Annotated in this window: 19 protein-coding genes; 6 read left to right on the forward strand and 13 right to left on the reverse strand. The window is 51.5% G+C overall.

From position 1 onward, the window contains the following. Window positions 1-103: 103 nt before the first annotated feature. Window positions 104-3,247, forward strand: coding sequence for an amino acid adenylation domain-containing protein (locus CKL79_RS07040; RefSeq protein ID WP_121968876.1), 3,144 nt, complete (start codon window positions 104-106; stop codon window positions 3,245-3,247). Here CKL79_RS07040 and CKL79_RS07045 read toward each other — a convergent pair. Next, window positions 3,244-5,571 (reverse strand): ATP-binding protein, encoded by a 2,328-nt coding sequence (locus tag CKL79_RS07045; protein ID WP_121968877.1) that lies wholly within the window; start codon window positions 5,569-5,571, stop codon window positions 3,244-3,246. The genes CKL79_RS07040 and CKL79_RS07045 overlap by 4 nt on opposite strands. 152 nt (window positions 5,572-5,723) lie before the next feature. On the opposite strand from CKL79_RS07045, the gene CKL79_RS07050 reads away from it, so the two are divergent. Further along, on the forward strand, window positions 5,724-5,921 hold the full coding sequence (locus tag CKL79_RS07050) for a hypothetical protein (RefSeq protein ID WP_141242167.1): 198 nt from the start codon (window positions 5,724-5,726) through the stop codon (window positions 5,919-5,921). A 100-nt stretch (window positions 5,922-6,021) separates the two neighbouring features. On the opposite strand, the gene CKL79_RS07055 is transcribed toward CKL79_RS07050, so the two are convergent. The 3 genes from CKL79_RS07055 to CKL79_RS07070 all read right to left on the reverse strand — a co-directional run bounded on the left by CKL79_RS07055 (window position 6,022) and on the right by CKL79_RS07070 (window position 8,432). Further along, a complete protein-coding gene (locus CKL79_RS07055; RefSeq protein ID WP_121968879.1) occupies window positions 6,022-7,338 on the reverse strand; it encodes a hypothetical protein in 1,317 nt (438 codons plus the stop codon). 102 nt (window positions 7,339-7,440) lie between these two features. Beyond that, window positions 7,441-7,983 (reverse strand): histidine phosphatase family protein, encoded by a 543-nt coding sequence (locus CKL79_RS23465; protein WP_205879021.1) that lies wholly within the window; start codon window positions 7,981-7,983, stop codon window positions 7,441-7,443. A gap of 197 nt (window positions 7,984-8,180) precedes the next feature. Continuing rightward, a complete protein-coding gene (locus tag CKL79_RS07070) occupies window positions 8,181-8,432 on the reverse strand; it encodes a hypothetical protein (RefSeq protein WP_121968881.1) in 252 nt (83 codons plus the stop codon). A gap of 110 nt (window positions 8,433-8,542) precedes the next feature. On the opposite strand from CKL79_RS07070, the gene CKL79_RS07075 reads away from it, so the two are divergent. Beyond that, window positions 8,543-9,868 (forward strand): DUF697 domain-containing protein, encoded by a 1,326-nt coding sequence (locus CKL79_RS07075; RefSeq protein ID WP_121968882.1) that lies wholly within the window; start codon window positions 8,543-8,545, stop codon window positions 9,866-9,868. Here CKL79_RS07075 and CKL79_RS07080 read toward each other — a convergent pair. The 9 genes from CKL79_RS07080 to CKL79_RS07115 form a co-directional block, all read right to left on the reverse strand. Beyond that, window positions 9,858-10,115, reverse strand: a complete 258-nt coding sequence (locus tag CKL79_RS07080; protein WP_121968883.1) for a hypothetical protein — start codon at window positions 10,113-10,115, stop codon at window positions 9,858-9,860. The two genes, CKL79_RS07075 and CKL79_RS07080, sit on opposite strands and share 11 nt — an antisense overlap. A 431-nt stretch (window positions 10,116-10,546) precedes the next feature. After that, window positions 10,547-10,741, reverse strand: a complete 195-nt coding sequence (locus CKL79_RS22865) for a hypothetical protein (protein WP_141242168.1) — start codon at window positions 10,739-10,741, stop codon at window positions 10,547-10,549. A 207-nt stretch (window positions 10,742-10,948) separates the two neighbouring features. Next, window positions 10,949-11,278 (reverse strand): hypothetical protein, encoded by a 330-nt coding sequence (locus CKL79_RS07085; protein WP_121968884.1) that lies wholly within the window; start codon window positions 11,276-11,278, stop codon window positions 10,949-10,951. Window positions 11,279-11,456: 178 nt separating this feature from the next. Next, window positions 11,457-12,416 (reverse strand): orange carotenoid-binding protein, encoded by a 960-nt coding sequence (locus CKL79_RS07090; RefSeq protein WP_121968885.1) that lies wholly within the window; start codon window positions 12,414-12,416, stop codon window positions 11,457-11,459. A gap of 429 nt (window positions 12,417-12,845) precedes the next feature. Next, window positions 12,846-14,306 carry a 1-acyl-sn-glycerol-3-phosphate acyltransferase gene (locus CKL79_RS07095; protein WP_121968886.1) on the reverse strand — a complete coding sequence of 487 codons (1,461 nt, stop codon included), beginning with the start codon at window positions 14,304-14,306 and terminating at the stop codon, window positions 12,846-12,848. Between the two features lie 120 nt (window positions 14,307-14,426). Beyond that, window positions 14,427-14,912 (reverse strand): translation initiation factor IF-3, encoded by a 486-nt coding sequence (gene infC, locus CKL79_RS07100; protein WP_121968887.1) that lies wholly within the window; start codon window positions 14,910-14,912, stop codon window positions 14,427-14,429. A 270-nt stretch (window positions 14,913-15,182) separates the two neighbouring features. After that, window positions 15,183-16,970 carry a vanadium-dependent haloperoxidase gene (locus tag CKL79_RS07105; protein ID WP_121968888.1) on the reverse strand — a complete coding sequence of 596 codons (1,788 nt, stop codon included), beginning with the start codon at window positions 16,968-16,970 and terminating at the stop codon, window positions 15,183-15,185. Between the two features lie 418 nt (window positions 16,971-17,388). After that, the gene (locus tag CKL79_RS07110; RefSeq protein WP_121968889.1) at window positions 17,389-18,942 is read right to left on the reverse strand and encodes a GMC family oxidoreductase; all 1,554 of its coding nucleotides are present in this window, start codon (window positions 18,940-18,942) and stop codon (window positions 17,389-17,391) included. 448 nt (window positions 18,943-19,390) lie between these two features. Then, a complete protein-coding gene (locus CKL79_RS07115) occupies window positions 19,391-19,993 on the reverse strand; it encodes a GIY-YIG nuclease family protein (RefSeq protein WP_121968890.1) in 603 nt (200 codons plus the stop codon). Between the two features lie 390 nt (window positions 19,994-20,383). Here CKL79_RS07115 and CKL79_RS07120 point away from each other — a divergent pair, with 390 nt between their 5' ends. The 3 genes from CKL79_RS07120 (at window position 20,384) to CKL79_RS07130 (ending at window position 25,184) form a co-directional block, all read left to right on the forward strand. Then, on the forward strand, window positions 20,384-22,111 hold the full coding sequence (locus CKL79_RS07120) for a hypothetical protein (RefSeq protein WP_121968891.1): 1,728 nt from the start codon (window positions 20,384-20,386) through the stop codon (window positions 22,109-22,111). A 490-nt stretch (window positions 22,112-22,601) separates the two neighbouring features. After that, the gene (locus CKL79_RS07125) at window positions 22,602-23,633 is read left to right on the forward strand and encodes a glycosyltransferase (RefSeq protein WP_121968892.1); all 1,032 of its coding nucleotides are present in this window, start codon (window positions 22,602-22,604) and stop codon (window positions 23,631-23,633) included. A gap of 81 nt (window positions 23,634-23,714) precedes the next feature. Beyond that, on the forward strand, window positions 23,715-25,184 hold the full coding sequence (locus tag CKL79_RS07130) for an NAD(P)/FAD-dependent oxidoreductase (protein WP_121968893.1): 1,470 nt from the start codon (window positions 23,715-23,717) through the stop codon (window positions 25,182-25,184). The last annotated feature ends 137 nt before the right edge of the window (window positions 25,185-25,321 follow it).

Here is a 25,321-nt window from a genome sequence, read left to right on the forward strand (position 1 = left end):
GGATTTTCCTATTGTTTTCTTGAGTGTATTTCTATGTGTTGTTCTCCTTGGGAAAATAACACTACAGAGTGAACTCTTATTAAGATCAACGTAGATCATTTTCATGAAAAATATTTCTTCCGGACGACTGGTTCATTGTCAGTTTGAAGCTCAGGTTGCCCGGACGCCAGAAGCGATCGCCCTCATCGACCAAGGTCGCCAGTTTACCTACCAACAGCTCAATGCTAAAGCCAATCAGCTCGCTCACTATCTGCAAAAACAAGGGGTAGGGCCAGAAGTGTTGGTCGGTCTGTGCATCAGACGTTCTCCCGATCTGATCGTTTCCCTGCTGGCAATTCTCAAAGCTGGGGGTGCCTATGTTCCCTTCGATCCAGACTATCCAGCTGAGCGTCTAGTGATGATGCAAGAAGATTCTCAAGTCGAGTTGATTTTGACTGCTCGGCACGATCTTGTCGGTTGGGCAACAAACGTCCAGATTATCTGTACAGACACTCAAGGCAATAAGATTGCACAAGAACCTACAGAAAACTTAAACAGTGCCGTCGCGCCTCATCATTTGGCCTACGTTATTTACACCTCAGGATCTACCGGCAAGCCTAAAGGAGTGATGATCGAACATCGATCTCTGGCGGCTTATGTATCAACAGCAGCGATCGCCTATGCGATTCAGCCAGCTGATCGGGTACTGCAATTTGCCTCTGTTAATTTTGACACCTCAGCAGAAGAGATCTATCCCTGTCTGGTACGGGGAGCCACGTTGGTCTTACGCACAGCCGAGATGATTGGCTCAGTTCAATCCTTTTTAGAATACTCACAGACCTGGGGCATCACCGTTTGGAATCTGCCCACAGCCTTCTGGCATTTCCTCTCTACTGAACTAGCCCGCCTGAGCTTAGCCCCGCCTGCTAGCCTCCGATTAGTCATCATTGGCGGCGAAAAGGCGCTGCCTACAAGATTGGCACTATGGCGGCGGCAGGTCGGCGAACAGGTGCGCCTGGTCAATACCTATGGCCCTACCGAAACAACGATTGTTGCGACCATGTGTGACCTGACGGGAGCCCAGGCAGTAGACGCCTCGGCAGAACTGCCTATTGGCAAAGCAATTTCTCAGACGCAGCTCTACATCCTCGACGATTTTCTGCAGCCTGTTGTCCCTGGTACAGTTGGGAATCTCTACATTGGCGGCGCTGGTGTAGCGCGCGGGTATCTCAACCGCCCCGAACTTACCGCTGAAAGCTTCATAGCCAGTCCATTAGGGAACCGAAAGCAGGCTGAGACAGACTGTGACAGCCCGTCTGCTCCTGTCTCTCGGATGTATAGGACAGGCGATCGCGTGCGAGACCGAGGTGATGGCTTGTTGGAATATATAGGTCGCGCCGACCATCAGGTCAAGATCAGAGGTTTCCGAGTCGAGCTGTTTGAGATTGAATCCGTTCTCAATCAGCATCCAACCGTTCGTGAAGGCATTGTGCTTGCCAAAAGAGATGCGCTGGGAAATCAGCGGTTGGTGGCATATGTGCTGCCAGAGAACAACTCTGCGAAGGTGACAGGCGAATGGGTTTCGACGTTAAAATCGCATCTCAGCGTCCGGTTGCCCAACTATATGGTGCCCGCCTTATTTTTGCTACTTGACCACCTCCCCCTCACCCCCAACGGCAAGGTTGATCGGCGTGCCTTGCCTGAGCCTGGTAGCACCTCCCCCCTGCCCGACTCGCCCAAAACGCCGCTGGAAACGCCACTAGCCAGGCAAATCGCTGACCTTTGGACTCATGTTTTAGCTATACCCTCTGTAGGTGGTCAAGATAACTTTTTTGAACTGGGCGGCAACTCTCTTTTGGCAGCGCACCTGGTCAGTCTCCTACGAGAAACTCTATCAATAGATCTTCCTATTCGCTGTGTTTATGAAGCGCTCACCCTCCAAGACCTGGCAGAAACTATCGAGGCCATTCAACAAAACGAGGGAACCCTGCAGATCGGCCTTACCGATCTCAAGACTCAAGCAATTCCTGCGCCACCTCAAGTGCTAATACACCAGCGGGGGATTGCCCCCCTCGCTACCCCCAACGCCATCTTTTTGACTGGGGCCACCGGCTTTCTAGGTGCCTTTCTACTGTATGAATTGCTACAGCAGACCCAGGCCGATATCTACTGCCTGATTCGCTGTGACAATCGTAGTGAAGGGCTGACCCGATTGCGAGCGACCTTTGCTAAGTATTCACTCTCGGCTACAGCACTAGACCGACGCCTTGTTCTAGTGCCCGGTTACCTCGATAAGCCCCGGTTTGGCCTCTCTCCGGTTCAATTTGCCCGTTTAGCCGACAAAATAGATACGATCTATCACGTGGGGGCAATGGTCAACTTTGTGAAACCCTATTCGGCGTTAGCTGCCACCAATGTTCAGGGTACCTACGAGATATTGAGGCTCGCCAGCCAAGGCCGATTGAAGCCCGTTAATTACATTTCGACCGTAGGCGTTTTTGGTGCCACTGCTTACTTCACCGGACTGCAAACAGTTTACGAAAATGACAATGTCGACCTCAGTCGCGACTTTCTTTGCTGGGATGATGGCTATGCCCAAACCAAATGGGCTGCCGAAAAACTAATCCTCGCGGCCCGCGCTCAGGGCATCCCTGTCACCATCTTCAGACCTGGCTTCATCATGGGACACAGCCATACCGGAGCTACTAACACTCAAGATTTTCTTTCTCGAGCCGTGATGGGATGTATTCAGATAGGCAGCTATCCCGATCTGGCCAACTTCAAGAACCAGATAGTCACTGTCGACTATGCCAGTCGCGCTATCGTCTACCTCTCGCAGCAATCAGCCTGCCTCGGTCAGACCTTTCATCTGACCCCCTGGTCAGCTGCTCACGATCCAGCCTGGAACGATCTTTTTCAATGGATCACCGACTACGGATATTCTCTGATCAAGCGGTCTTACGCCGACTGGAAAGACGAGCTTATTCACCAGAGTAAAGCCTCTCAAAGCAACTTCCTCTACCCGCTGTTACCTTTTCTAAGTGAAAAAATCTACAGGCAAGAACTCACTATTCTCGAACTCTACGAAAACACATCGGATTTTAATTGCCAGAATGCAATCAATGGCTTAAGGGGCAGCCGTATTGATTGCCCCGTTATTGACGCAGATTTGATTTATACCTATTTATCGACGTTTGATCTCAGCACCGAGCTAAAGCAATCTGCCCGCCTGATTGCGAAAAGGGGAGATGCTACCCTGGCCTGCTAGAGGGTTAGCTGTGGCCCAATCAGTTTTGACGAAGCAAACTTATCAGACATCGCCGGTTGAGTCTGCTGAGCTGGAATCTCAATGACAAACGTTGTCCCCTCCCCTAGCTGAGACTGGCAAGTTAGATATCCTCTATGTTTTTGGATAATAATCTCGTAGCAGATGGCTAACCCCAGCCCGGTTCCTTTCCCCACTGGTTTAGTCGTGAAGAAAGGGTCAAACAAACGAGTTTGCACATCTGCTGGGATTCCAGGGCCATTATCTGCGATTGTCAGTGTCACCCACTCGCTATTCAGCCTACGAGTTTGAATGCGAATAGCGGGACGATCTAAGGGCAGCTCCGTGAATATGCCAGGTTTATCCAGGTCAGCTTCAGCGGCTGAAAGCGTAGTCTTTGCCTCTAAAGCATCAAGAGCATTCGACAAAATATTCATAATCACCTGGTTTAGCTGCCCGGGGTAACATTCTATCAGCGGTAAATCATCGTAGTCTTTGATAATCTCTACCCCAGGCCAATCGGGTTTTCTTTTAATGCGATGCTGTAAAATCATCAGCGTACTATCGATACCCTCGTGGATATCGGCTGTCTTGAAGTCTGATTCATCTAAGCGAGAAAAGGTTCGCAGAGACTTAACAATTTCACGAATTCGTTCAGCTCCAACATGCATAGATTTCATGAGCTTGGGCAGATCTTCGACGATAAATGTGAGATCAATCGACTCGATCCAGTCATCAATTTCACTATCAGGCTGAGCTTGTTTTCGCTGATAAAGATCAACTAGATTGAGCAAATCCTGGATATTGCTATCGGCATACTGCAAGTTGCCGTAGATAAAGTTGATGGGATTGTTGACTTCATGCGCAACCCCTGCGACCATCTGCCCCAATGCTGACATCTTCTCACTCTGCAGCATTTTAGCCTGAGTGCGATGCAGCTCTTGCAGCGTGTTTTGTAGCTCTTGCGTGCGCAGATCGACTCGACCTTCTAGATCTTCGTTGAGTGTTTCTAATTCAATGAAGGTCTCTTGGAGCTGCTGAGCCATCAGCATAAAGGAGTCAGCCAACGCGTCTAGCTCTTGAATGCCAGCTCTATCTACATTGACTGCTATCGGCATTGCCCTGTCGTGCTGAGTTCCCTCAGAAAACCGGGCGCGGGCCGACTCCGCTAGCTTCTGACTGGCCTGACTTAGTTTAAAAATAGGTCGGGTGATTTGCTGAGACGTAAAGATGCCCAGAAGAGTTGCTACCCCTAGCGCGCCTAGACACAAGAAGAAAGTTGTCCGACTGTTAGCATCGATGGTGCTCATGAAGTCCGATTCGGGAACTACCGTCACAACGACCCAATCTAGCCCGTACTCATCCCGCCAGGGCTGTGCGTGAATATAGTAGCGATCGCCCTGAAACCGAAGATTCAAATCCTGCTGCGAGACAATTTCAAAGCGACCTAGTTTCTGTGGCAATGCTTGAATGATTGCCTGCGTCAGAGGATCGGCGCTATCGGCAACATTGACTCTTTGAATGTCGTCACCTGATAGCTTAAAAGGTTTGTCGCTGCCAGAGTTGGCAATCAGCATACCGTTCCGTTCCATGATGAAAATCTGACCGGACGGGCTAATCTTTAGATCCTTCAGAAAGTTGCTGAGCTTAAGCAGATGAACGTCAGCGGCGATCATGCCCAGCAGCTGCTGATTAGAGTCGTAGATAGGGCGGCCTGCCGATGCCGTGATATAAGGATAACCACCCGGGAAAGACCACACATAGATACGAGACCAGATAGGACGCCCGGCCTTAACTGGCTCGTTGTACCAAGTCTCGTTAAAGTTGTCAAAGTCAAACTTCTCGTTTAGGCCAGCGCGGTTTCCCTGATCGTCGGCTGCATAGTTGGAAACATTATTAGGTAGCTGGCCAGTCCATTCTTCTAAAGTAATGGTTTTACCGTCATATTTAGCGGCCCCCGCCCCTGCGCCAGTCGTCAGGCCATAGCCTACGTAAGTCAGGCTGTGAGTTTGCAGCTGCCCCCAAAAGTATTGAGCTGCTTGTTCTGGGTTGTTAACATCCAGCAGACCCAGCTTCACAGCACTGGCATTAATTCGGTTAATATCTTGAGGAACAGAAAGATAACTGTCAAGATGATTGGCGACCGAATCATTCGTTTTGTTGATAATTTCTTTCGCCAGGGTATTAATAGATCTCTCACCGTTACGAAATGATAGATAACCTACTAAACTGACAACAGCAAAAGTCTGAGCGACGAAAGGAACGACTAGGACCAGCCTCAGGGGCAGCTGAATGCGCGAATGGAATGGTTTTTCATTTGTTTTCATTTATCTTAAAAATAGGGAACGCACTATTGCCTATCGCTACTGACTCTTCGGTATTATTCCCAGAAAGCAAAGGGCGTACCCCCTATTTTTGCTGAAAGGTTATGGCGCAAGGCGAAACGACGCATTGCATTAAACTAAAGCACCGAATCGCGATGGCAGGGCCACTCCTTTGGAGTATCGCCGTGATGGCATTGACTGGGCCAGACCTGGCGGTGCGTCAGGAGTTATTTGACTTCGCTGAAACCGAACTCAAACAGCGGGCAGGCAAGCAGTATCTGACAATCCGCAAGCTCAGGAAAGCCCCGCACAATCAGCGCGATCAGTTGCTGGCCTTAGCTACTCGGCTTTGAGCGCTTCCAGAGAGCGTAGAAATTAACGGAATAAGCAGGTTGAGCCATTGACAACGATGGCCTAATTTGGGCTGCGAGTGTGACCTAAAATCGGCTGTCTTTAACCCACGCCTGTTTTTCGATGAGAGCGCAACCACAATTTCTGCAGCAGTAGATAGTTGCGCTCCTTTATGAAAAAGTAAATATAAACGCTGAGAATAGCGACAACGCAGACGCTGCCAATGCTGTTGTAGGTATCAATAATCTGCTGATCGCTCCAGCCGTATACAATGTGTAGCTGATTCATATCGCCGCCGATATGGTCAGAGCCGCCAAACAGCGTCCCCCAGGGTATATCGGCCAGCCCCCGATCAATTTGCCGCCACTGCCACAGCGACCCTAAAAAAGTGAACCCGGCAAGTAGGACGGCTGGATAGCGGAAAAAGTCCCAGCGCCAGTACGCAGGCAGCGGCAAGTAAAAGCCGATAATCAGCAGGGTCGATAGATAGAACTCGCCCCCGATGCCGCCGAATGACAGCAGCATATCAAAGGTATCTGCCGAAATCACCCAGGTCATAAAGAATTGAATGACGGTAAGTGCGATCGCCAGACCCATTGGCCACCGGCGCTGTTCTTTTGCTCCTGTCCAAAATAACAATCCAAACAGCGTCAGCACGCCAAAGTAGACAAACAGAGATCTTTCTTCGCCTATGTTAGTCCAGCCAAAGGGCAAGGGTGTTGCCTGGTGTCCGCCCAGCCAGGCGACGGTTGCATGGCCAAATTCATGAATCCAAATATGTATGCCAAACAGCAACAGCTTAATCATTTCTACGCTGTTGAGCAGGGCTGCTGCCAAAAGCAACCCTGGAAAGATAAACGTATTGCTGTAGCGATTTTCAAAAGAATAGAGATCGCTGTCGTCGGCTTGGCTGTGCTGTTGCGGTGGCGCAAAAGACTTTTTCCACCGAGGCTTACCTCGTCCGTCCAGTCCGTAGATCGTGATGGTTTCAATCGGTTCAAAGCTATAGACTTCTGTAGGAATTTCTTCCAGACATCGACGAACCTTCGTCAGCACCTGAGATGATGAGAGCGCCGTGTCTATCTCGATTCCCAGATGAAGAGTCTGCGCTTTTAGGCTAGCTTTTGCGGTGAGACGGTCGTTGGCTAGCGCCGTGGTTAGCACGCCTAATTCGGTAGGCAGTTGCCTGTGAGCTACTGCCTGCGGAATTTGAGAGGGCGCTGCCTGCATCATCTGCTGGCGCAGAGTTTCGCGGGCAGCTTTGAGCTGATCAATACCGGTACGATTGCCGCTATGAATTTTCTCTACTTTCAGTCGAAAGTAAGCTTCATCTACTTCTTTCAACGTCGCATCTGCTTGCAGTTGCAAGCATTGATAGCATGCCGCCAGATCGTTCACGAAATCATCAGCCTGAGCCATCGCCACTCAACGCTTCACCTCTGAGCGAAGCTGCTACTCCTTTGTCTCAGGGTTCCCGATTAAACCACAATTTCTTTAGGCAGGAAAATTGATGGCTCGTTGTCAAAAATGCTGGTCGTTGGCTGTACTGCGATCGCGAAAAAAAGAATTCAAAGCTGGGAAAGGTTCTACTGGGCCAACAGCCATCAGCTCAGCCGTTTCTAGACACCGGCACCACTGGCTAGAAAGTATCTCTATGACAGGCGTATTGCGGCTCCGAAAAGCCTCACTGATCGCGATCGCCTGCTCTCGCCCAGTCTCTGAAAGATTGCGCTGGGTAGAGCAGTCATTGAGCTGAAAGTTGGCAGGGTCGCCTGTGCCAGGAGCTAGCGCATGACGAAGCAGCACTACATAAGTCTCTTCATTGGCCTGCGCTAGCTTCTCCCAAAGCATGTTTTCTGCTGTCTTAGCACTAGCGGCAGGCGTAGGCGGCGGTTCCGATGGCTCAGGAGCTGGCTCAACAACTGCTGAGGAAGGCTGTTCAGTTTTTTCAATTTGCGCTGGCGATTGAGTGCTAGTACAGCCCGCTATCAGCACACTCAAGCAGAGACTGCACCACAGCCAGCGACGAAGAATAGGATTACCCGTTAGGATGGTGAGCATCATCTGTATTTACCAACATCATCTTCATTATGTCGATTCTCTCGATGCAGGCGTATTGATAGGCTTTGCGATCGCCGTATTTCACTGGCCGTATTTCACTGTGGGAGATGACGGCAAAGTCGCCTTCTAAGCTTTTACTCGACCTACCCTTTGGCAGCATTAAAAAAGTAACACGGACACTCATGTACGGATGTGTCATATCAGCTAGCTGCTTCTGACAGCAACGTAAGGCCCATAGCTATCTGTGCCGTATCGGTAAAGCTCACGCCAAACTCCGGCAAGCGTTTCGGCACGCGCAGGGCTTCCTCGCGATCCTTAGGTGGCCCCATCATACCGGGACTACTGTGTAAAGGCGGCTTTTTAGCAAACCCCGCCGTCAATTTTGGCTGACGCTGTTTGCCACCATCTACTCGGTATGTGAGGAGGTAAATTTCACGAATGACGCCTTTCATGAATTGCTATCTGCGATTCTCTGAAAAAAACCTCGCGGCATAGTCGCAGCGCCGCCTAAAATAAGTCGGTTTAAGATAAGAGTGTCTCAGGCAAAACCGGGTGAAAATTCATGCCGAAAGAAAGTCTTCCTAACTCACCGCAGTCGCCAGACGAACCTGGCGATCACAACCCCCTCTGGCAAAACCTGGTCGGTATTTGGAAGGAAACAACCGTTCAGGTGCGACGCTGGCTACCCACCGATGCGATCCAGCTGCGCAAAGCCTATGACAATGCTCAAAATATCTTCAAGTCATTCAGCGTCAACGATGACAAAATTGCTGAGATTTTAGAGCAAATCCGAGCTGAGCTACCCACTACAGAAGCGCTGCTCATCGGTAAGCCCCAGGCAGGGAAAAGCTCTATTGTCCGTGGCCTGACCGGTGTGTCCGCAGAAATTATCGGGCAGGGTTTTCGCCCCCACACGCAAAACACACAGCGCTATGCCTACCCCTCAGAAGATCTGCCGCTGCTGGTCTTTACAGACACTGTAGGACTCGGCGATATCGGGCAAGATACTGACAGCATTGTTCAAGAGCTGACAGGCGAGCTGCAGCAGGAGAGCAGCTATGCCCGCATTCTGATCTTGACAGTCAAAATTACTGATTTTGCAGTAGACCAGCTCCGGCAAATTGCTCAAGAGGTCAGAGCGGCCTACCCAGGAGTACCCTGCCTGCTAGCGGTTACCTGTCTACACGAGATATACCCGCCAGAAATGACGGACCATCCGAGCTATCCGCCGGAGACCGACCAGGTCACTCGGGCTTTTGACGCCCTACAGTCATCTTTTGCAGGCTGCTTCGACCGGGCGGTGCTGCTAGACTTCACCCGCGAAGAAGACGAGTTTGATCCGGTTTTCTACGGACAGGAGGCGTTGCGAGACGTGCTGGCAGAGCTACTGCCCGAAGCGGAAGCTAACGCCATTTACCAGCTGATAGACGACCAAGAGATGGCTAGCGACCAGTTAGGCACGCTCTACCGCGACGTGGGACGGCGCTACATTTCTGCTTTTGCGGTGATTGCGGCAACGCTGGCGGCGGTACCGCTGCCTTTTGCCACAATGCCTGTGCTCACAGCCCTGCAAGTTTCTATGGTAGGACTGCTGGGCCAGCTCTATGGGCAGCGGCTGACGCCTTCTCAAGCCGGGGGGGTAGTCAGTACGATCGCGGGCGGTTTCTTCGCACAAGCGATTGGTCGCGAGCTGATTAAGTTCGTTCCCGGTATCGGCAGCGTCATAGCAGCTTCATGGGCAGCGGGCTATACTTGGGCGCTGGGAGAAGGAGCCTGCGCTTACTTTGGCGACTTAATGGGCGGCAAAAAGCCTGACCCTGAGAAAATTCAGCAGGTGATGGCCACCGCCTTTGAATCAGCCAAAGAGCGCTTTCGGGCTAGTCGGTAGTTGCCGATGGCGAGGCCTCGTTGGCGTTGATGCGAGCCGCTCTTGAGCGCATCGGCTTGAGAAACAACCAGCTCACAAAAAAGAAAGCAGCGGTAAATAGCTGAATGATATCAATTGCCGATAGATAGCCATCCATAAACGCAGCTAGCGTTCTATCCGAGATACCAAACAGCCAGGAAGCTGTACCTACCGACCAAATGCCCGTCTTGAGCATCCATAAAAACTCGTGTGCTCCAGATGGAAGCATGTCAATCTTTCCTCACTGTCAAAGTAAACGGGCAAAGTAAACGGGCAAAGTAAACGGGCAAAATGAAAATGGGTCAAAAAAGTGGGCTATGAAGCACTAACGGTGAGAACGATTGAGCAACCCGTTGATGAGCCGGTTGATGAGCGTGCGTGAAATCAGCCGCGCTCTGACAGAGCAGCAACTTTTCTAACTGTATGAAGATTTGTTATGTATTTACAGTTTTAGCGACTTATCTCAGGCAATGGCTTCTGTCTTTAGGCAGGCATGTGTCTCTGTCTGCGGGTACTATTTCGCCGCTGAAACGATTGATATCTTCCCTCAGAGAGATGTTTTTAGTACAAATCGTATCTGCGGGCAGGGATTTTCTTTGTCATACGGACACGCTAACGATATGGATTCTTCTAGCCCTTATGTAAAGTCAAGAGATGTTGTTAATTGCGAAACCCATCAGGGGCGGTAGATAATTGGCATGAAGGGGCGTCATTGCTCGCGCGGTAAGAGAGTCGTCTACCCCCAGTATTCGCTGCTAACGCTGTGCCTCTTGAGAGGTGCGATCGCCCCGCTTCCGGCGGCGCGGCGGCGCTGATAGCCCGCACTTTGCCAAAGCGCTGAGCGAACGGACGCATGCTCAGCGGCTCACTCGTATGCTCTTTTTGCTGAGCGCTCTAACCCTACTTGACTGCCATCAGACAGTTCTCCATTGCATGGGCGACCTCGCCAGTCAGCTGGGCCATCATCAGCGACTCCAGGCAGTCCGACTTTCTCAAAAACCATCCAGATTTCTGCAAAGCCAACAGCTTAATCGTCTACGGTAGCTGTGATGAATAGGATCTCTACATCCTTTTGAGAACGTTGACCTTGGCTCTTTTGTCTGCCGTTAAGCCCTGTAGCTCTGCCATCTCTAGCCAGCCGTCTTTCACAAGCCTAGATAGCGTGTACAACAGAGAGTCCTCTCTGTTGTCATACTTTCCGTCAATGTCGTGTCTGCTGGCACTCAGAAAGTCATGCAGTTGCCAGACATCCTCAGGTTCAGTGACTAAGCTTACTCTCTGTTGAACACTTCTGATCAGCGCCTCAACTTCGCTGCCATAAGCCTTCTTGAGCGCGGCTTCGGCGATTTTCTTTTCTGTCGTACTCCACTGAACTTCAGTTTGTTGCGTCATCTAAATTGAAATTTACATCCTTTCTCGGTCATACTCAAAGCGATGCTGCACTCACCACTCAGCCAAGAGACTGCTTGCGCTTAGCGGCTTCAGTCCCCAAGAGATCTTTCATCAAAAATGTCAGACCTCTCAGGATGCTTATATCGCTTGCTCTTTCACAAGCTCTTTTACTGATTGATCAGCGAACCAGGTTTAATAGCTCCTTGGGAGAAGCCAGCAAATCAATCGCTACAAAGAATATTTTACCATCAGGATTTAATAGGAACCGCCAAGCGATATTCATCCCAACCGCTGCGCCAAACCAGGGCGTTTGGCACTTGCCAGTGACTTTGACCTGAGTGTAGCCATCTTCAGCCGGTTCAGTTACGCCGCGCTCGGGCACCAGCTTCAGATTCTGACATTCTTCTTGGAAAAACCGCCGTACGGCTTCTTTGCCGACGACTGGCTTGCGGAAAGGCGGTTGCAGGGCTCCATCTGGCGCGAAGAGTTCGATCAGGGCGTCGAAGTCATTCGCATTCAGGTTGTTCATGTAGCTGAGCACAGTGGCGTTATCAATGCCTTCAATGGAAACCTGAGTGCGCTGCCCAATCGACTGAGGGACGACTACAGGCTCAGAGACCCGCTCGTAGCTGCCGAGCTTGCTGGTGTCATAGCCCATGTCTACGACAGCGTTGCGCAAGACAGTGATTTGCTGACCTGACTCTAGCCCTCTGATCGTCTGCAGTACAGCAGCGGCATTGGCCGAGAGCTTATAGCCCTCAGGGATGGGGGCAACGAAGCCCTGTTCCATCCATTCGCCGAGTCGGTACCAAAAGCCTAGCTTGATGTTTGGCGTCCAGGTAGCGTAGGTTCTGGAGATCTCGGTATCGGCTCTGTTCGCCAGGTCACACATAACCTGTGACTGCTCTACAGGCGTCATTTTCTTGATTCTTTCCATGGTGAGCTCGGCAAACTGCATATTGGCAGCGCCGGGGGCAGCGATCGTGATTGCCTGCCCCATCTCCAGATAGGCAAACCAGATCAGGGCGAGCTGATCTTCATCACTGAGCTGAGCAAATCTGGTAATAGTCGCCGGCACCTCAGCAGCGGACAAGGTGTTGGGAAAGATATTACGAGCTTTATCAACGGTGTAAGTCATATGTTGGCATCTTTAAAAACGGCAGTGTTGAACGCTGAGCACCAATCGAAACCCAGTACTTTTCTGAGTTTTGTGTACTTAGCGATCGCAGATATTCTCTCTTTAATCGGTTGTCTCTAAATAGAACGTGAAATTTTCCACACAGGGCGGCCTGAGACCTTTAGAGTACCTATCTGAAGATGGCTTCAGTCTTAAAAATTGAGTCGCCTTATCTTTTCGTTACAATAGTTTATATTGTCTCATACTGGAGCCGCTTGTCAAACAAGACTGTGACTTTGCCCAGCCGAGCATCTTCTTCTGATGACTGCTATGTCCTTATAAATAGGCACTTTCAGCCTGCACATCTGCTGTCAAAAATCATAGGAGCTGAGAGATATTAACGGTTCGCAGCCCATTAGATCGGCCAGTTGAGTTCAGCCGCATACGCCATCAGCGCTCTATTGTCTCTTCTAGAGCTTGACGAATCTCTTCAGTCAGGGTGGCAACGGCGGCTCGCCCGGCCCGCCGGTTTTGCTGATAGTCTGCCAGGCGAGGGGTCACGGCAATCGGCGGCTGCACGGTCATTTTTATCCAGCGCTGCCCAAGCCTGGGTCTGCCGGGTAATTTGTCGCCCCCCAAACGGGCTAGCATATCCGACATTAGCAGCGTTGTTTCAGCGCAGCGCTCAAATGAGGGTTTCTCTTTAATGTAGCGACCGTCCACCGCCACAAACCCTTCGACGATGCGCATATGCAGCTCTCTCAGGCTGGCCTCTTCCGCTGCCCAGTCTGCCAGCCCTCTTTCCAAAGGAGAAAGCGTTGCCAGGTCAGGCAAATCTTCCCGGTAGATATAGTTCCAGCTAGCCTCTTCTAATCGCCGGCAGCGGTCTACTAACGTGCCCTGACTGGATACAGTAAAAAACTGCTCAGCGACTTGCAGCGACCGATCTAGCAGCCGCAGCAGCCGCTCTGAGCAGACTTCATCTGTAAGATCTTTCTCAGATTCAGTCGCGATCGCCTCGACTGAATTCCCGGCTTCATCCTGCTCAGGCTGCTCAGGCTGCTCAAGTTGCTCAAACTTTTGGTGGTAGCAGCGGCTATAAAAGCGCTCCATGGTCTCTATCAGGTGCGCCCCCAGTCGCAGTATGCGCCGGTAGCAGTCTTTATCGGGCGTGGGGGCTAGCTGCACTGTACTCAGCCCGCTCTGAGTTTCTAGCTGTGACAATAGCTTTGCCAGCCTGTCCCAGTTAGGCTGCACGTAGCGATACTGAATGCCGATAGGCACTATCCAAACTGATTCTATGCGCTGCGATCGCTGCAAATCTTCCGCACACCAAAAGCCCATCTGAGCGACACCGGGTTCTAAAGGGCCGAGTCGCTCACTGTGGCCATTAGTGGCTCCCTCAGGAGCTACCACCATCGGCATAGTGCCTTCTACCATCAGCTTACGAGCCGCCTTCAGCCCCACCCAATCGGGCTTACGCCCGCGCCGAATCGGTGTCCCCCCGATGCGAGAGAGCAGCCAGCCAATGCTCTTGCCTGCCCAGATCGTCATCCCTCGCTCATAGATAAAGTGAGTATGCACCGGCTGCTGCAAGGCAATACCCCGGCGCTTAGCATCCCGAGCAACCGCCCGCGAGCACAGATACAGCCCGCTTAGCGGATCGTCAACTTCCACATGACGCACCGCCATCAAAAACCGTGCCTGCCCTGTTTCAAACTGGGCGTAAAGATCAACCAGCCGATCTACATAAGCAACCTCGATCCGCTGAATGCCTACCGGCAGCCAAGGCCGGATACGCACCCGCAGTAGTACCGGCAGCAGCCAGTGAACAGCCCGCATCAACCAGGGATTGTAAGCAGTTGGAATAAACGCTAGCGGCGACTGCACGCGGCGGACAAACTGAGGCATAGACGGAGGCTTTTGAGCAGAGGATCTAACAAAAAAGGGCAAGACGTGATTTTATCAACGCCTCGGCCCCTTCAGGATTAAGTTATGTCTAGCGCAATCTGGCGCAATCTGGACAGCTTGCTAGTTGGGAACAACCTGAACGATTAGCGATCGCCGATCAAACGTCTGCACCTTGCTCACTTTCGAGAGATCTTCCACCACTCGGTTGAGCAGGTCGGTAGCGCGATCGCGGTGCTGGTGTTCACGACCTCGCAGCCGTACCTGAAACTTCACCGAATCGCCCCGCTCCAGCCACGCCAGGGCTTTGTCAATTCTCACCTGGTAGTCAGAGTCACCCACGTTTGGCCGCAGCCTGACTTCTTTGACTGACGTGCGAGCGCTTTGCTTTTGGCGCTTGCGACTTTGATACTGGTGTTTGCCGTAGTCCAAAATTTTGGCGACAGGCGAATCTTCGTCCGGTGAGACCACCACAAGGTCAAGTTTGGCAGCCTTAGCCAAAGCCAGCGCCTCTGACGTATCCGTCAGGCCGCGATTGGTGCCTTCGTTATCAATCAGAAGAACCTGTGCGGCTCGGATCTGTTGATTGATGAGTGGTTTTTTAGCGATTGTATTTTCCTCTTAAAGAACGCAACAGGGATGGGAGTCAATAGGTAACCCACTGTAAACAGGTTAGGCTGATAATGGCTAAATAAAATGAGCCCTGATCGAGTGCTTCATCAGATCCGGTTAGATCCGGTTCCGATTGATAGCACGCATCGTTGATTACATATGTATAGGCTATTTTAAACCAACTTGCCAGGGTGAACTCACACCCCGGCAATGTGTCTTTACAAACCTAGCAAAACCAGACCCGCAAGTTATCTACCCAGAGGCAAATTAGATGCGGGCGCAGCCCCCGTCTAAGAGAGGAACGGTCATGCTGAAGTTTTCACCATAGGTGAGCTTTTGCTCTTCTAAAATGCCCAGGGCAATCTGCTCTCCTAGCCGCATCGACTCGTAGTAGTCGGTGAAGTAGTGAACGCCTGCCCAGTCGCGGCCAATGGCAATGTTGGCTGCGAGCTTGTTCAGTTCGCCCTCTACCGTTAGCGTCAGCGTACTGTCTTGAACGGACTCTAGCTGAGTACCGTTGCGAGAAACCACATAGGGCTGAGGCAGGACGTAGCCATGGTCAAAGAAGGCTTTGAGAATGGTTATGCAGGCCCCGGCGACCGTGGCATGGCCAGCGCCGTAGGAAGGGTGCATGGGCGATCCCTCAGGAAAGGCCATCGGCAGCAGATAATTTTCGCCGTCGAACTCTTGCTTGAGGCGATCGCTGCAGCCGTCGGCACTGAGTTCGGCCAAAAACTTTTCGTTTTGAACCCGGTTGTGCTGCGATACCTGGTGCAGGGTGTCGCTAATTTTATTGCTGAGCTGAGAAACCGGGGCCAGGTTGGGAGCTTGAGTCTCACGCCACTGGTGAATGCGGCCAGCGATCGCCTCAGGGCGCAGCCGCCGGTGCACATTAAACTTTTGATAGCGAACGGCTTTGAGCGCGCGGGTGGCCACTTCGGTAACCAGCGATAGAATGTGCGGGCCGCCAAAGTGAGCAAAGCCCTGCTGATGGTCTTGGCGATCGCGCCCCTGAAAGGGAACGCCGGGATCAAAGGGAACTTTGAGCGCCATCAGGGCCAGGGTGGCGTTGAGATACGCCTGATAGAGAGCGTCGTAGTGAACGTAGGTGGCCAAGTCGCGGGGGGTGGTGATAAAGCGATATTTGTTATCGCAATTTTCGTAGGTTTCTTTGCCGCGCAGATCAGCGCCATTTTGCACATCGAGCCACCACTCCCAGGTGGTCATGTAGTCTTTGTAAGGGGTAGCCGTGCGTACTTTGTTGGTAAAGGCCATCGCGCCGTAAGCAACTAAACCATCGAAGACACCGTCGCGATCGCCGCCTAACTCGGGCGTACCCCGCAGCAAAAACTGAGAAATGTAAGGGCCAGTTGTGTCGCCGACAGCCACGCCGCGAAAGGCAGTTTGTGCGGTGAGCTGACCCCGACGACGAGCCTGAGCGGCATCCGTCAGCGGCAGCGGCGTATTCTGAAACCAGGTCAGCTTGTTGAGCCGGTCAATTGCAGCGCCCACTTCAGGGTTACAGCCAAAATCTACAAAGGGAACATCGCGCAGCAAGGCCATCTCATAAACTTCGGCGACTTCGGCAACCAGTTCGTCGCTGTCAAGGACCGGCGCAGGCGGCATGGTGATCGACTGACAATCTGGGCCTTCCAGGTCAAACAGTAAGCCAGCGCCTGCACTTTCCCAAGCTCGCACGTCTGCTTTATGCTGCTGAGTATAGTGAGATTTCCATTCAATTTGCTCCTGGGTTTCAGATCCTTTCGGCCCCAGGGGCGTATCTCGAAAGTCGCGCGAGTCGCCCGAATCAATTCCCCGGACAAACTGCTGATAGTCGGCAGAGCAACAGATCAAACCGTCTTTTTCATCGTGAGGCAGACCCTTGGTGTAGTTAGCCAGGTGGGAGGGCTGACCGGCTCGCTCTTTGTTAGAGACGTCTTCAAAGCGATAGCGTAGCTCTTCGCCGTTGGCCCAGTGCTGCGCATGGGCGCGGTCGTAGGCAACTTTAGCAGCAGCAGTTCTCAGGTCTAACGCTCTTTTCTTTCGAGATTCCATAGCTGGGGTGTCCTTATCTAGGAGTGATGGTCGATTGATGACACTAATCTACGAAAAACCTTCTGAACGGCGCAGTACCCGTCAGGGTCATTTGGGAGTGCCCGTAACGAGTTGTTATTGTTAGCTATCTTCGTATGAGAGCCACACACAGGGGCACCGGCTGACACCAGCAGTGACTCAGGGCTATTTCATTCCAAAGAGAGATTTGAGCAAGTTGAGACCATGTCCAGCTTTGCGTTGAGCTTGGGCCAGATTGTCAAAGCCGTGGTCACGATACAAATTGAGGGCTAGATTACGAGCTAAAGCAAAATTGTTCGGTAAAGGCTGCCCCCGAATCCTGGCGGCATCTTCTCCCTAAGTCACATCGTCTCCTAATTCTGTCCGGAGTATTGTTGGAGGTATTATCTGTTTCGAACCGCTACGGATTAGGCGATGTGGTCGCGGTATAGGCAGCACTGCCAACCGCCGCAGGCACGGTCTCAAGCAAATGCTGACCCAAACGACGGGCGATCGCCAAAATTGTAAAAGTAGGTGAGTACGATGGCCCCGTTGGGAACACCGCCGAACTGGCTATGTAGAGATTTTCGGTTCCAAACACCCGACAGTTGGTATCGACAACGCCTTCTTCAGGACGGCTCGCCATACGAGTTGTCCCCATTTGGTGGGCAGCGTCGGTCATCGTCTCCAGGCTTGGCCGATCTTCCCCAAAGTCAAAGGTTCCTAGCCCAGATTTAGCAAATCGCGCTGTCAAAAGCTGCAGCGTCTTCTCAAGCGATCGCCGGTCCTGGTCGGTAAAGCGCCAGTCGAGTACCGGCTTGCGTTTGCCAAGCGCGTCACGTTCCGTTCCGAGCATCACCCGGCTGTCTCGCTGTGGCACTTGCTCTGTGACAAACTTGACCCGGTAGGCGGCGATCGCGCCATTTCCATCGAGGCAAAGCGGCTGCCTCAATAAGAGCCGTTTCAACCGATCCATACGCTTTTCGTAAATCGGCTTTATGTATAAAACATGCTCAAGCAGTTCATGCTCTCGCTGAGTCGCGTCGTCAAGCGCAAAACATATGCAAAAACGTGGCTTTGGGGCATATTGCAGCTCATGGGCATAGACCCTCGTCAGGGGGCCAGGCCGCAAGGCTCCCGTATGGTGTTTGGGGTGGTCGGTATAAAAGCGACCCACCAAATCATGGGCGTTGCCGATCCCCGTGGGCAGCTGACGGTCAGAAGCGAGCAACAATCGCGCCGCTTCTAAGGCACCTGTCGCCAAAACGACCTGTGTCCCCTCAACTTTAAGCTCTCTCCCTTCCAGCGAACGGCAGACGACCGCAGTCACCCGCTGACAAGACTCATCCAGGATGAGTTCAGTTGCTGTTGCACCTAGCAAAACCTGCAGATTTTTTGAGCGATGCATCTCCTCACCAAAGCGTATCGCTGTCCGAGTGGGGGTTTCTTCCCAATAGAAACTGCTCATCTTTAGTCCATCTGCAGCAATCTTTTGATGAAGCGTCACAATCTCAGGACGCCTGGCCTCGGCTTCTAAATCGCCAAATCCGTAGTCTTTTGCAGCCGAACGGTAGTGCTCTAAAAGATCTTCAAAGTCAATAGGCCAACCGCTATTTTCAAGCCAGGGGCTGACCTCAAAATCTGAGGGCTGTAGGTATTTCCATTTACCGGTCCAGACATTGCTCGTGCCGCCGAACTGACGCAGGCGGCTAATGCCACGTAGCTCGGGCGGTAAGTAGCGATGATAGTAAGTATCTGGGTTAAGCTCGCGATGCCGTTTGCCTGCAAATATCAGGTCGTTTAGCCCTTGAATGGCAGGATCGAACTGTTTGCGCCCACTTTCTAAGAGCAACACTTCCCGACCGTGGCGGGCAAGGTGTGTTGCTACCTCAGCGCCCGCAATCCCAGAGCCAATGACAATTACCTGCTTTCGCAGGTTCACATGCTCTTCTATGTCAAGAATATCGGTAAACATGTAGTCTCCATGGGTCAAATATTAGTCAAAAATGGGCGCTGGTCCAACATGGATCAGAAACTGTCGGGGAAGCGAAAATCTTCAATAGTTTGTAAAGAGCTGATGTTTATAGATGTCGGTTTATAGATGTTGGTTGTGCACCAAAACGATTGCAACAGACCTCCGTAGAGGCCCCTAAGAAAAGTCGCCGACTGACTGCTGCAGGGAGATCTCGGCTATTTTAATTGGAGGCTGTAATTTAGCAATGGCTGCACAGTCAGATAGTTTCAACAAACAAGAGTTAGGCGACAAGCTACCTTTTTGTATGCGTCTGTAAATCGAGACAAGAGCAACCTAAAGACTAGATCGGTGGGAAATCATTGTCTGGCCTGCAACCTGCTGCTAAACAGCATACTCGATTTGATAGAGATGTGGTAGCAACAGCCAAAGTCAACAGCTAGGATTGGCACTATTTCCCGCCGACAAAAGGGGTATTCCAGTAGCGCCAGTTTTCTTTGTTGAAAGGCGATCGCCATCGGTAGATCAAGCCTGATTCTAGCTGCTGGCGAGGCTGTCGATCGGCAGGTGCGTGGGGCCAAAAAGCGATGCCCAACTCGCTTTTTAGCCCGTTGTCATAGTGGGCCTGCCGGTAGTTGAGTAAGTAGCGCTTACAGTCGTGTTCGCCCTTCCAACGCTGGTTTGACTTGACGGTTTCACCGATATATAGCAGCAGGTTTTCGCCGCTGGTGGCATAGTCAATGACGAAGTACATGGCAGCGACCCCCACCTCGTCAAACTGCCAGCGCCAAAACTCAGTATTCTGGCGACGCAGCATGAAAGGATCAATCGTGTCGACTGGATTCGTCGAGGCCGGGGCGGCGGCGAACAAGCTGCCCTGCTGCGTAGCTGGTGCGATCTGAAGACGAGCTTGAAAACTGATGACTCGCTGTTTCCAAGCCCGTAGCTCTGAGGCTCCAACCGCGAGCTGGGGCTGGAAGTTTTGATAAGTAGAGTAGCTAGCGGCCTGCATCGCCGAGTCGGAAAGCAAAAAGAATTGGCTGTCTTTCGGCATGATGATGGTCACTTCCTTTTATCGCTTTCTTATCGCTAGCAACTCTACAGATAGCGTAAGCCATTAAGTATTTTTGTAATGTACCGCTATATGTTGATGCTTTCAAGCGCTTTTGTAAAACTGGGCTTTATCCTGTCAGCTTTGGTAGGGCACTGTATATGTAGGGCACCACTGTATGTAAAGACTGTATATAAAGACGAATTGTAGCTATGCAGCCGATTGGATAAAGACATCAGTTGGGTATGCTCTCCGAAGTGATGCAGGGCGCTGGCATAGGCTAGGGTTCTCATCAGGACTGTTGAGATGCCGGTCGTGAGCTGCCCAAAGACTTGTTTTGAGTCAGTTCCATCTTGTTTTTTTGAACCATTCCCTCTCTACGTTTCCTAGACCATGCTCTATTTCATCGCAGTTTGGACAGGTCTGCTCATCGTCTGTTTGACGGTTGGCTGCGGGCTGCTGCACTGGCTGCGAGCTACTGCGCTAGAACGACCGGGCGATCGCGCGATCGCAGCTACATGGCTGGGCCTGGTAGTGCTTGCTATTTCCCTGCTGGCAATCTCAATTGGTATACCGCTTTCGCCGTTGGTCGGCATCGGCGTAACTCTGTTTTGGCTGCTGCTGGCGGTCTGGTCATCGTCCGTGCGGGCTGAATTAACTAGCTGGCGCTGCCGTTTATCGAGTCGATGGGGACTGGGGTATGGGCTGAGTGCCGGGGCGATCGCCGCCTTTTCAAGTCAGCAGGTCACCTGGCTAGATACCGGCCAGTACCACTATGGGATGATTCGCTGGTTTGCTGAGTATGGAGTGACGCCAGGGCTAGCGCTGCTGAATGAGCAGTTTGGCTTTGTTTCAGCCTGGTTTGCGATCGCTGCACCGTTTAATCCTGCTGGGCTAGACGGCAGCGGCAGCAGCGTTATGAACGGATTCGTTTTGCTCATAGCGACTCTCCAGGTGGGGATGACTATGACGCAAATTGTGCAGCAGCGAGGAAGGCTGAGCGATTGGTTCTTAGCGACTTTTTCGCTAGCGGTATGCCTGTTGCTAACTCAGACTTCTTTTTTGTCCGCCATTACCGTCTCGCCCTCGCCTGATATTCCCGTCGCGCTGCTGACTGTGGTCGTCGCGTGGCTGATCTTGGCGATCAAGCCTGCAAAACCAGCCCAAAGCCAGACCCTGATCAGCGCTGACCTGCTGCCGCTAGTGATGTCTGTAGGCGCTGTCTCAATTAAGCTGACGGCGCTGCCGCTACTGCCAGTTGCCGCTGGGTTTTATCTTTTCAAGTCCTTTACCTGGCAGCGTATTGCCTTGTGCGGTCTGGCTGCCAGCTTTCTGCTGCTACCGTTAATTACATCCGGAATTTTAGTTTCAGGCTGTCCGCTCTACCCGTCTACCTTCGCCTGCCTAGACTTGCCCTGGACCTACTCGGCTGCAGTCACAAACGAGTTAGCAGCCGCAACGCATGGCTGGGGCAACTGGTTTGGGCAACCGCCAGCGGGCGCTCATCGATCCCTGTGGCTGTTGCAACAGTGGCTCATCAGCAATCAGTCAAGTAAGCTAATTGCCCTTTTAATCTGCTTTTCGACTGGGTCTGTCATTTATCTGCTGAGGTGCTCGCAAGGCTGTCGTGACAGATACAGACTATTCTGGCTTTTTGCCCTGGCAGTAGCCGGAACGACATTTATGATGCTGAAAGCCCCCCTCTTTCGCTTCGGTATGGGGTATGTCTTACTGCTGCCTATGCTTTCGGGTGCTACTTTCTGCTACGGCAGGGCTCAGCGGGAGCAAGGGAGCCAATTCATAAATCGCTCAGCCCTGCTGTTTAAAAAATCGACGCTGCCACTTCTATTTTTAGGTGCCTTTGGAGTCGTTCTTCTCAACGGTCAATCTTATCAAAGCATTGGCGATCGCCTGCTCCTAGCGCCCTCGTTACCAACTCCCCCACTGCGGATACAAGCAAAAAATGAAATCACCTACTTCATCTCCCAAGATAAAAGAGGGCAGTGCTGGTCGGCAGCGCTACCCTGCGTCATGGAAGGTCGCCCAGCTATCAATCTCCGGGATCCCACCCTGGGGCTAAAAGGCGGTTTTATAAAAGGTGACTCTAGCGCAAAGCTATGACCGTCTTCGTAAAGAAAGCGTAAAGCATCTCTAAATCACCCCTGCACTTCTAACAGGTTTGTTACTCTGGGCTTAAGCATACTTTACTCAAGGCATTCTGCCGCGTATCGCCTTCGTCCCTGCTAAATAGCGCACATTTTCTCCGGGTTGTAGGTAGCCATTGTTGTAGGTAGCCATTACAGGATTAGCACCACTTGAGCCCATGTCCGCCGGGATCTCTTAATTAGCTCAGTGCAGCGATCGCCGTTACAAATTCTCAACTTTCTTTTCTATTACTTTTATGCAGTTGCACTGCCCTCCAGTATCGCAGCTGGCAGGTAGCTTTCCGACTAGTTTGTTTCCTTTTGGAAACATTCTTTTTAATCTTTCGTCATCATATTTAATAACGCACGGTTGATAACCAGCATGGCCAGGCGCGATCGCGCTCTGATGCTATCAAACTTACCTAATCGCGCTCGTTCGGGGCGGTATCTCACACACCATAGGTTATATGTCTCAGCAGTCACTGCCACCGCCTCAAGTCTCTATTGTGGTTCCTGTCCATAACGGCGGCGATAGCTTTCGCAGATGTCTTTCCAGTATCCGTCAATGGGCTTTGCAAGCTGAGCTAATCGTAGTCGCCGATGGAGAATCAGACGGCAGTTGGAAGTTGGCAGAGCAACACGGCGCTCAGCTAATTCGCCTGCCTGAGTCAGGTGGACCCGCCCGGGCTCGTAACCTCGGTGCAGAGGTTGCCACATCAGACATCTTGTTTTTTGTTGATGCTGATGTAGAGATTCATCCGACAACGGTGGAAAGGGTAAGACACGCTTTTCAGCGCGATCCTGAGCTGGCTGCGCTCATTGGCTCGTACGACGATTCGCCGGGGGCAGGCAACTTCCTATCGCAGTACAAAAATCTTTTTCATCATTATACGCATCAGGACGGCTGTGAGGAAGCCTCTACATTTTGGGGCGCTTGCGGAGCCATTCGCAAAGATGTGTTTCTGTCATTAGGGGGCTTCGATGAGAGCTACCGCAAGCCCTGCATTGAAGATATCGAGCTCGGCTATCGGCTCAGACAAGCTGGCTATAAAATTCGGCTCTGTAAAGATATTCAGGTCAAGCATCTGAAGCTTTGGACGCCATTTTCTCTGTTGAGGGCCGAGGTATTCTACCGGGCGCTGCCTTGGACGGCACTGCTGCTAAAGATTCGCCAAAGCAATCCGCAGCAGTACCAGCGGTTTTCTGGTGATTTAAACCTGCGGTGGTCTAGCCGACTGAGCGTGATTTTAGTCTACTGCGCTGTGCTTGGGCTGTTGATGACTTGGTGGCAGCCCAACTCGCTCTGGGTCACATGTATTGCAAGTCTTGTGCTAGTCGTGATAAATCTGCCGGTCTATCGGTTTTTCTATCAAAAGCGGGGGGCGCTGTTTGCACTGCGTGTTTTACCCTGGCACTGGTTTTATTACTTTTACAGCGGGTTAGCATTCGCTATAGGAACGGGACGGCACCAGCTTCGTCGCTACCAGCCAGCGAAGTAAGACAGTACCTGGCCCAAGCAAACTCAGCATTTAGCAATTGACAGCGAAAGTTTACTATTAGTCAATCTTAGAGGTATTTGAATGTCCAGTACGGTTGTTATTGGTGCAGGGCCAGCAGGCTTAACGGCTGCTTATGAACTGGCTAAGCATGGCGAAAAGTCGGTAGTGCTGGAGCAGGCGGATAAGGTCGGCGGTATTTCACGAACTGAGGTGTATAAGGGTTACCGCTTTGACATTGGTGGGCACCGTTTTTTTACTAAGGTTGGTGAGGTTCAGCAAATTTGGAAAGAGATTCTGGGCGATGAGTTTATTCAGGTGCCCCGACTCTCGCGGATCTATTACCAGGGCAAGTTTTTTGACTATCCGCTGTCTATTGTCAGTACGCTGTCTAACCTGGGCGTAACTGATAGCAGCATGATTATTTTGAGCTATCTCAAATCTAAGCTCAAAGGTAAATTGCAGCCCGGCCCTGAGGCAGAAAATCTAGAAGACTGGGTGATTGAGCGCTTTGGTGGTCGGCTCTATCGTACCTTTTTTAAGTCATATACCGAAAAAGTCTGGGGTATTCCCTGCGACAAAATTCAGGCAGAGTGGGCAGCGCAGCGCATTAAGGGACTATCCTTAAAGAAAGCGGTGATCAACGCCATGTTTGGCAGCAACAACACCAAGACACTGATCAAAGAGTTTGACTACCCGATCTACGGCCCTGGCATGATGTGGGAACGCTGCCAGAAGATTTTAGAAGAAAAGGGATCGCCAGTGTATATGGAGACACGGGTCACCCGAGTTGAACACGATGGCAAGCGGGTGCAGCGCGTGATTGCTCAAAAGGGCGAAGAAATGCTCGAACTCTCAGGAACCGACTTTGTCTCTAGCATACCTATTACCGCTTTAGCCCGGTGTCTTGACCCTGCACCGCCCGAGCCCGTTTTGAATGCGGCTCGGGGATTGAAATATCGAGATTTCTTAATTGTGCCACTGGTGATTGATCTCAAAGATATTTTTCCCGACAACTGGATCTACATTCACAGTCCTGAGTTTAAGGTTGGCCGCATTCAAAACTTTAAAAACTGGAGTGCGGCAATGGTGCCAGATGCTAGCAAAACTTGTGTTGGTATGGAGTACTTCTGTAACGAAGGAGATAATCTCTGGGAAATGTCTGATGAAGAGCTTATTCAGCTGGCCAGTCAAGAAATCGTCGGGCTGAAGCTAGTTCCTGACATTAAATACGTAAAAGATGGCACGGTGATTCGGCAAAAAAAAGCCTACCCCGTCTACGATGGCGAATATCGTCAGCATCTTCAGGTCATTCAAGACTACTTGCAGCAGTTTGAGAATCTGCAAACCGTGGGGCGCAACGGGATGCACCGCTACAACAACCAGGATCATTCAATGCTAACAGGGCTGCTCGCTGCTAAGAACATATTAGGAGAGGAGCATGATCTTTGGAATGTGAATGTCGAGCGTTCGTATCATGAAGATTTTACAAAAGAACAGTGGACTGAGGCAAAAGAGAAGCTAAAGCAGCCAGTAGGAAGTTACGCCGGGTGAAGGCGGCATAGCTGAGGGACAGTAGTCTGTTTGTTTCTATCATTATCTCTGTCTTTGACAATGCTAAGCGACTGCGAACAGGTTTGCAGTCGACGGTATATTAAACCTAACAGCCGGTACGCAGCCATGTTGTCCGG

The sequence above is a fragment of the Leptolyngbya sp. BC1307 genome (genome assembly GCF_002286735.1).
Classification (GTDB): domain Bacteria; phylum Cyanobacteriota; class Cyanobacteriia; order Phormidesmidales; family Phormidesmidaceae; genus Phormidesmis.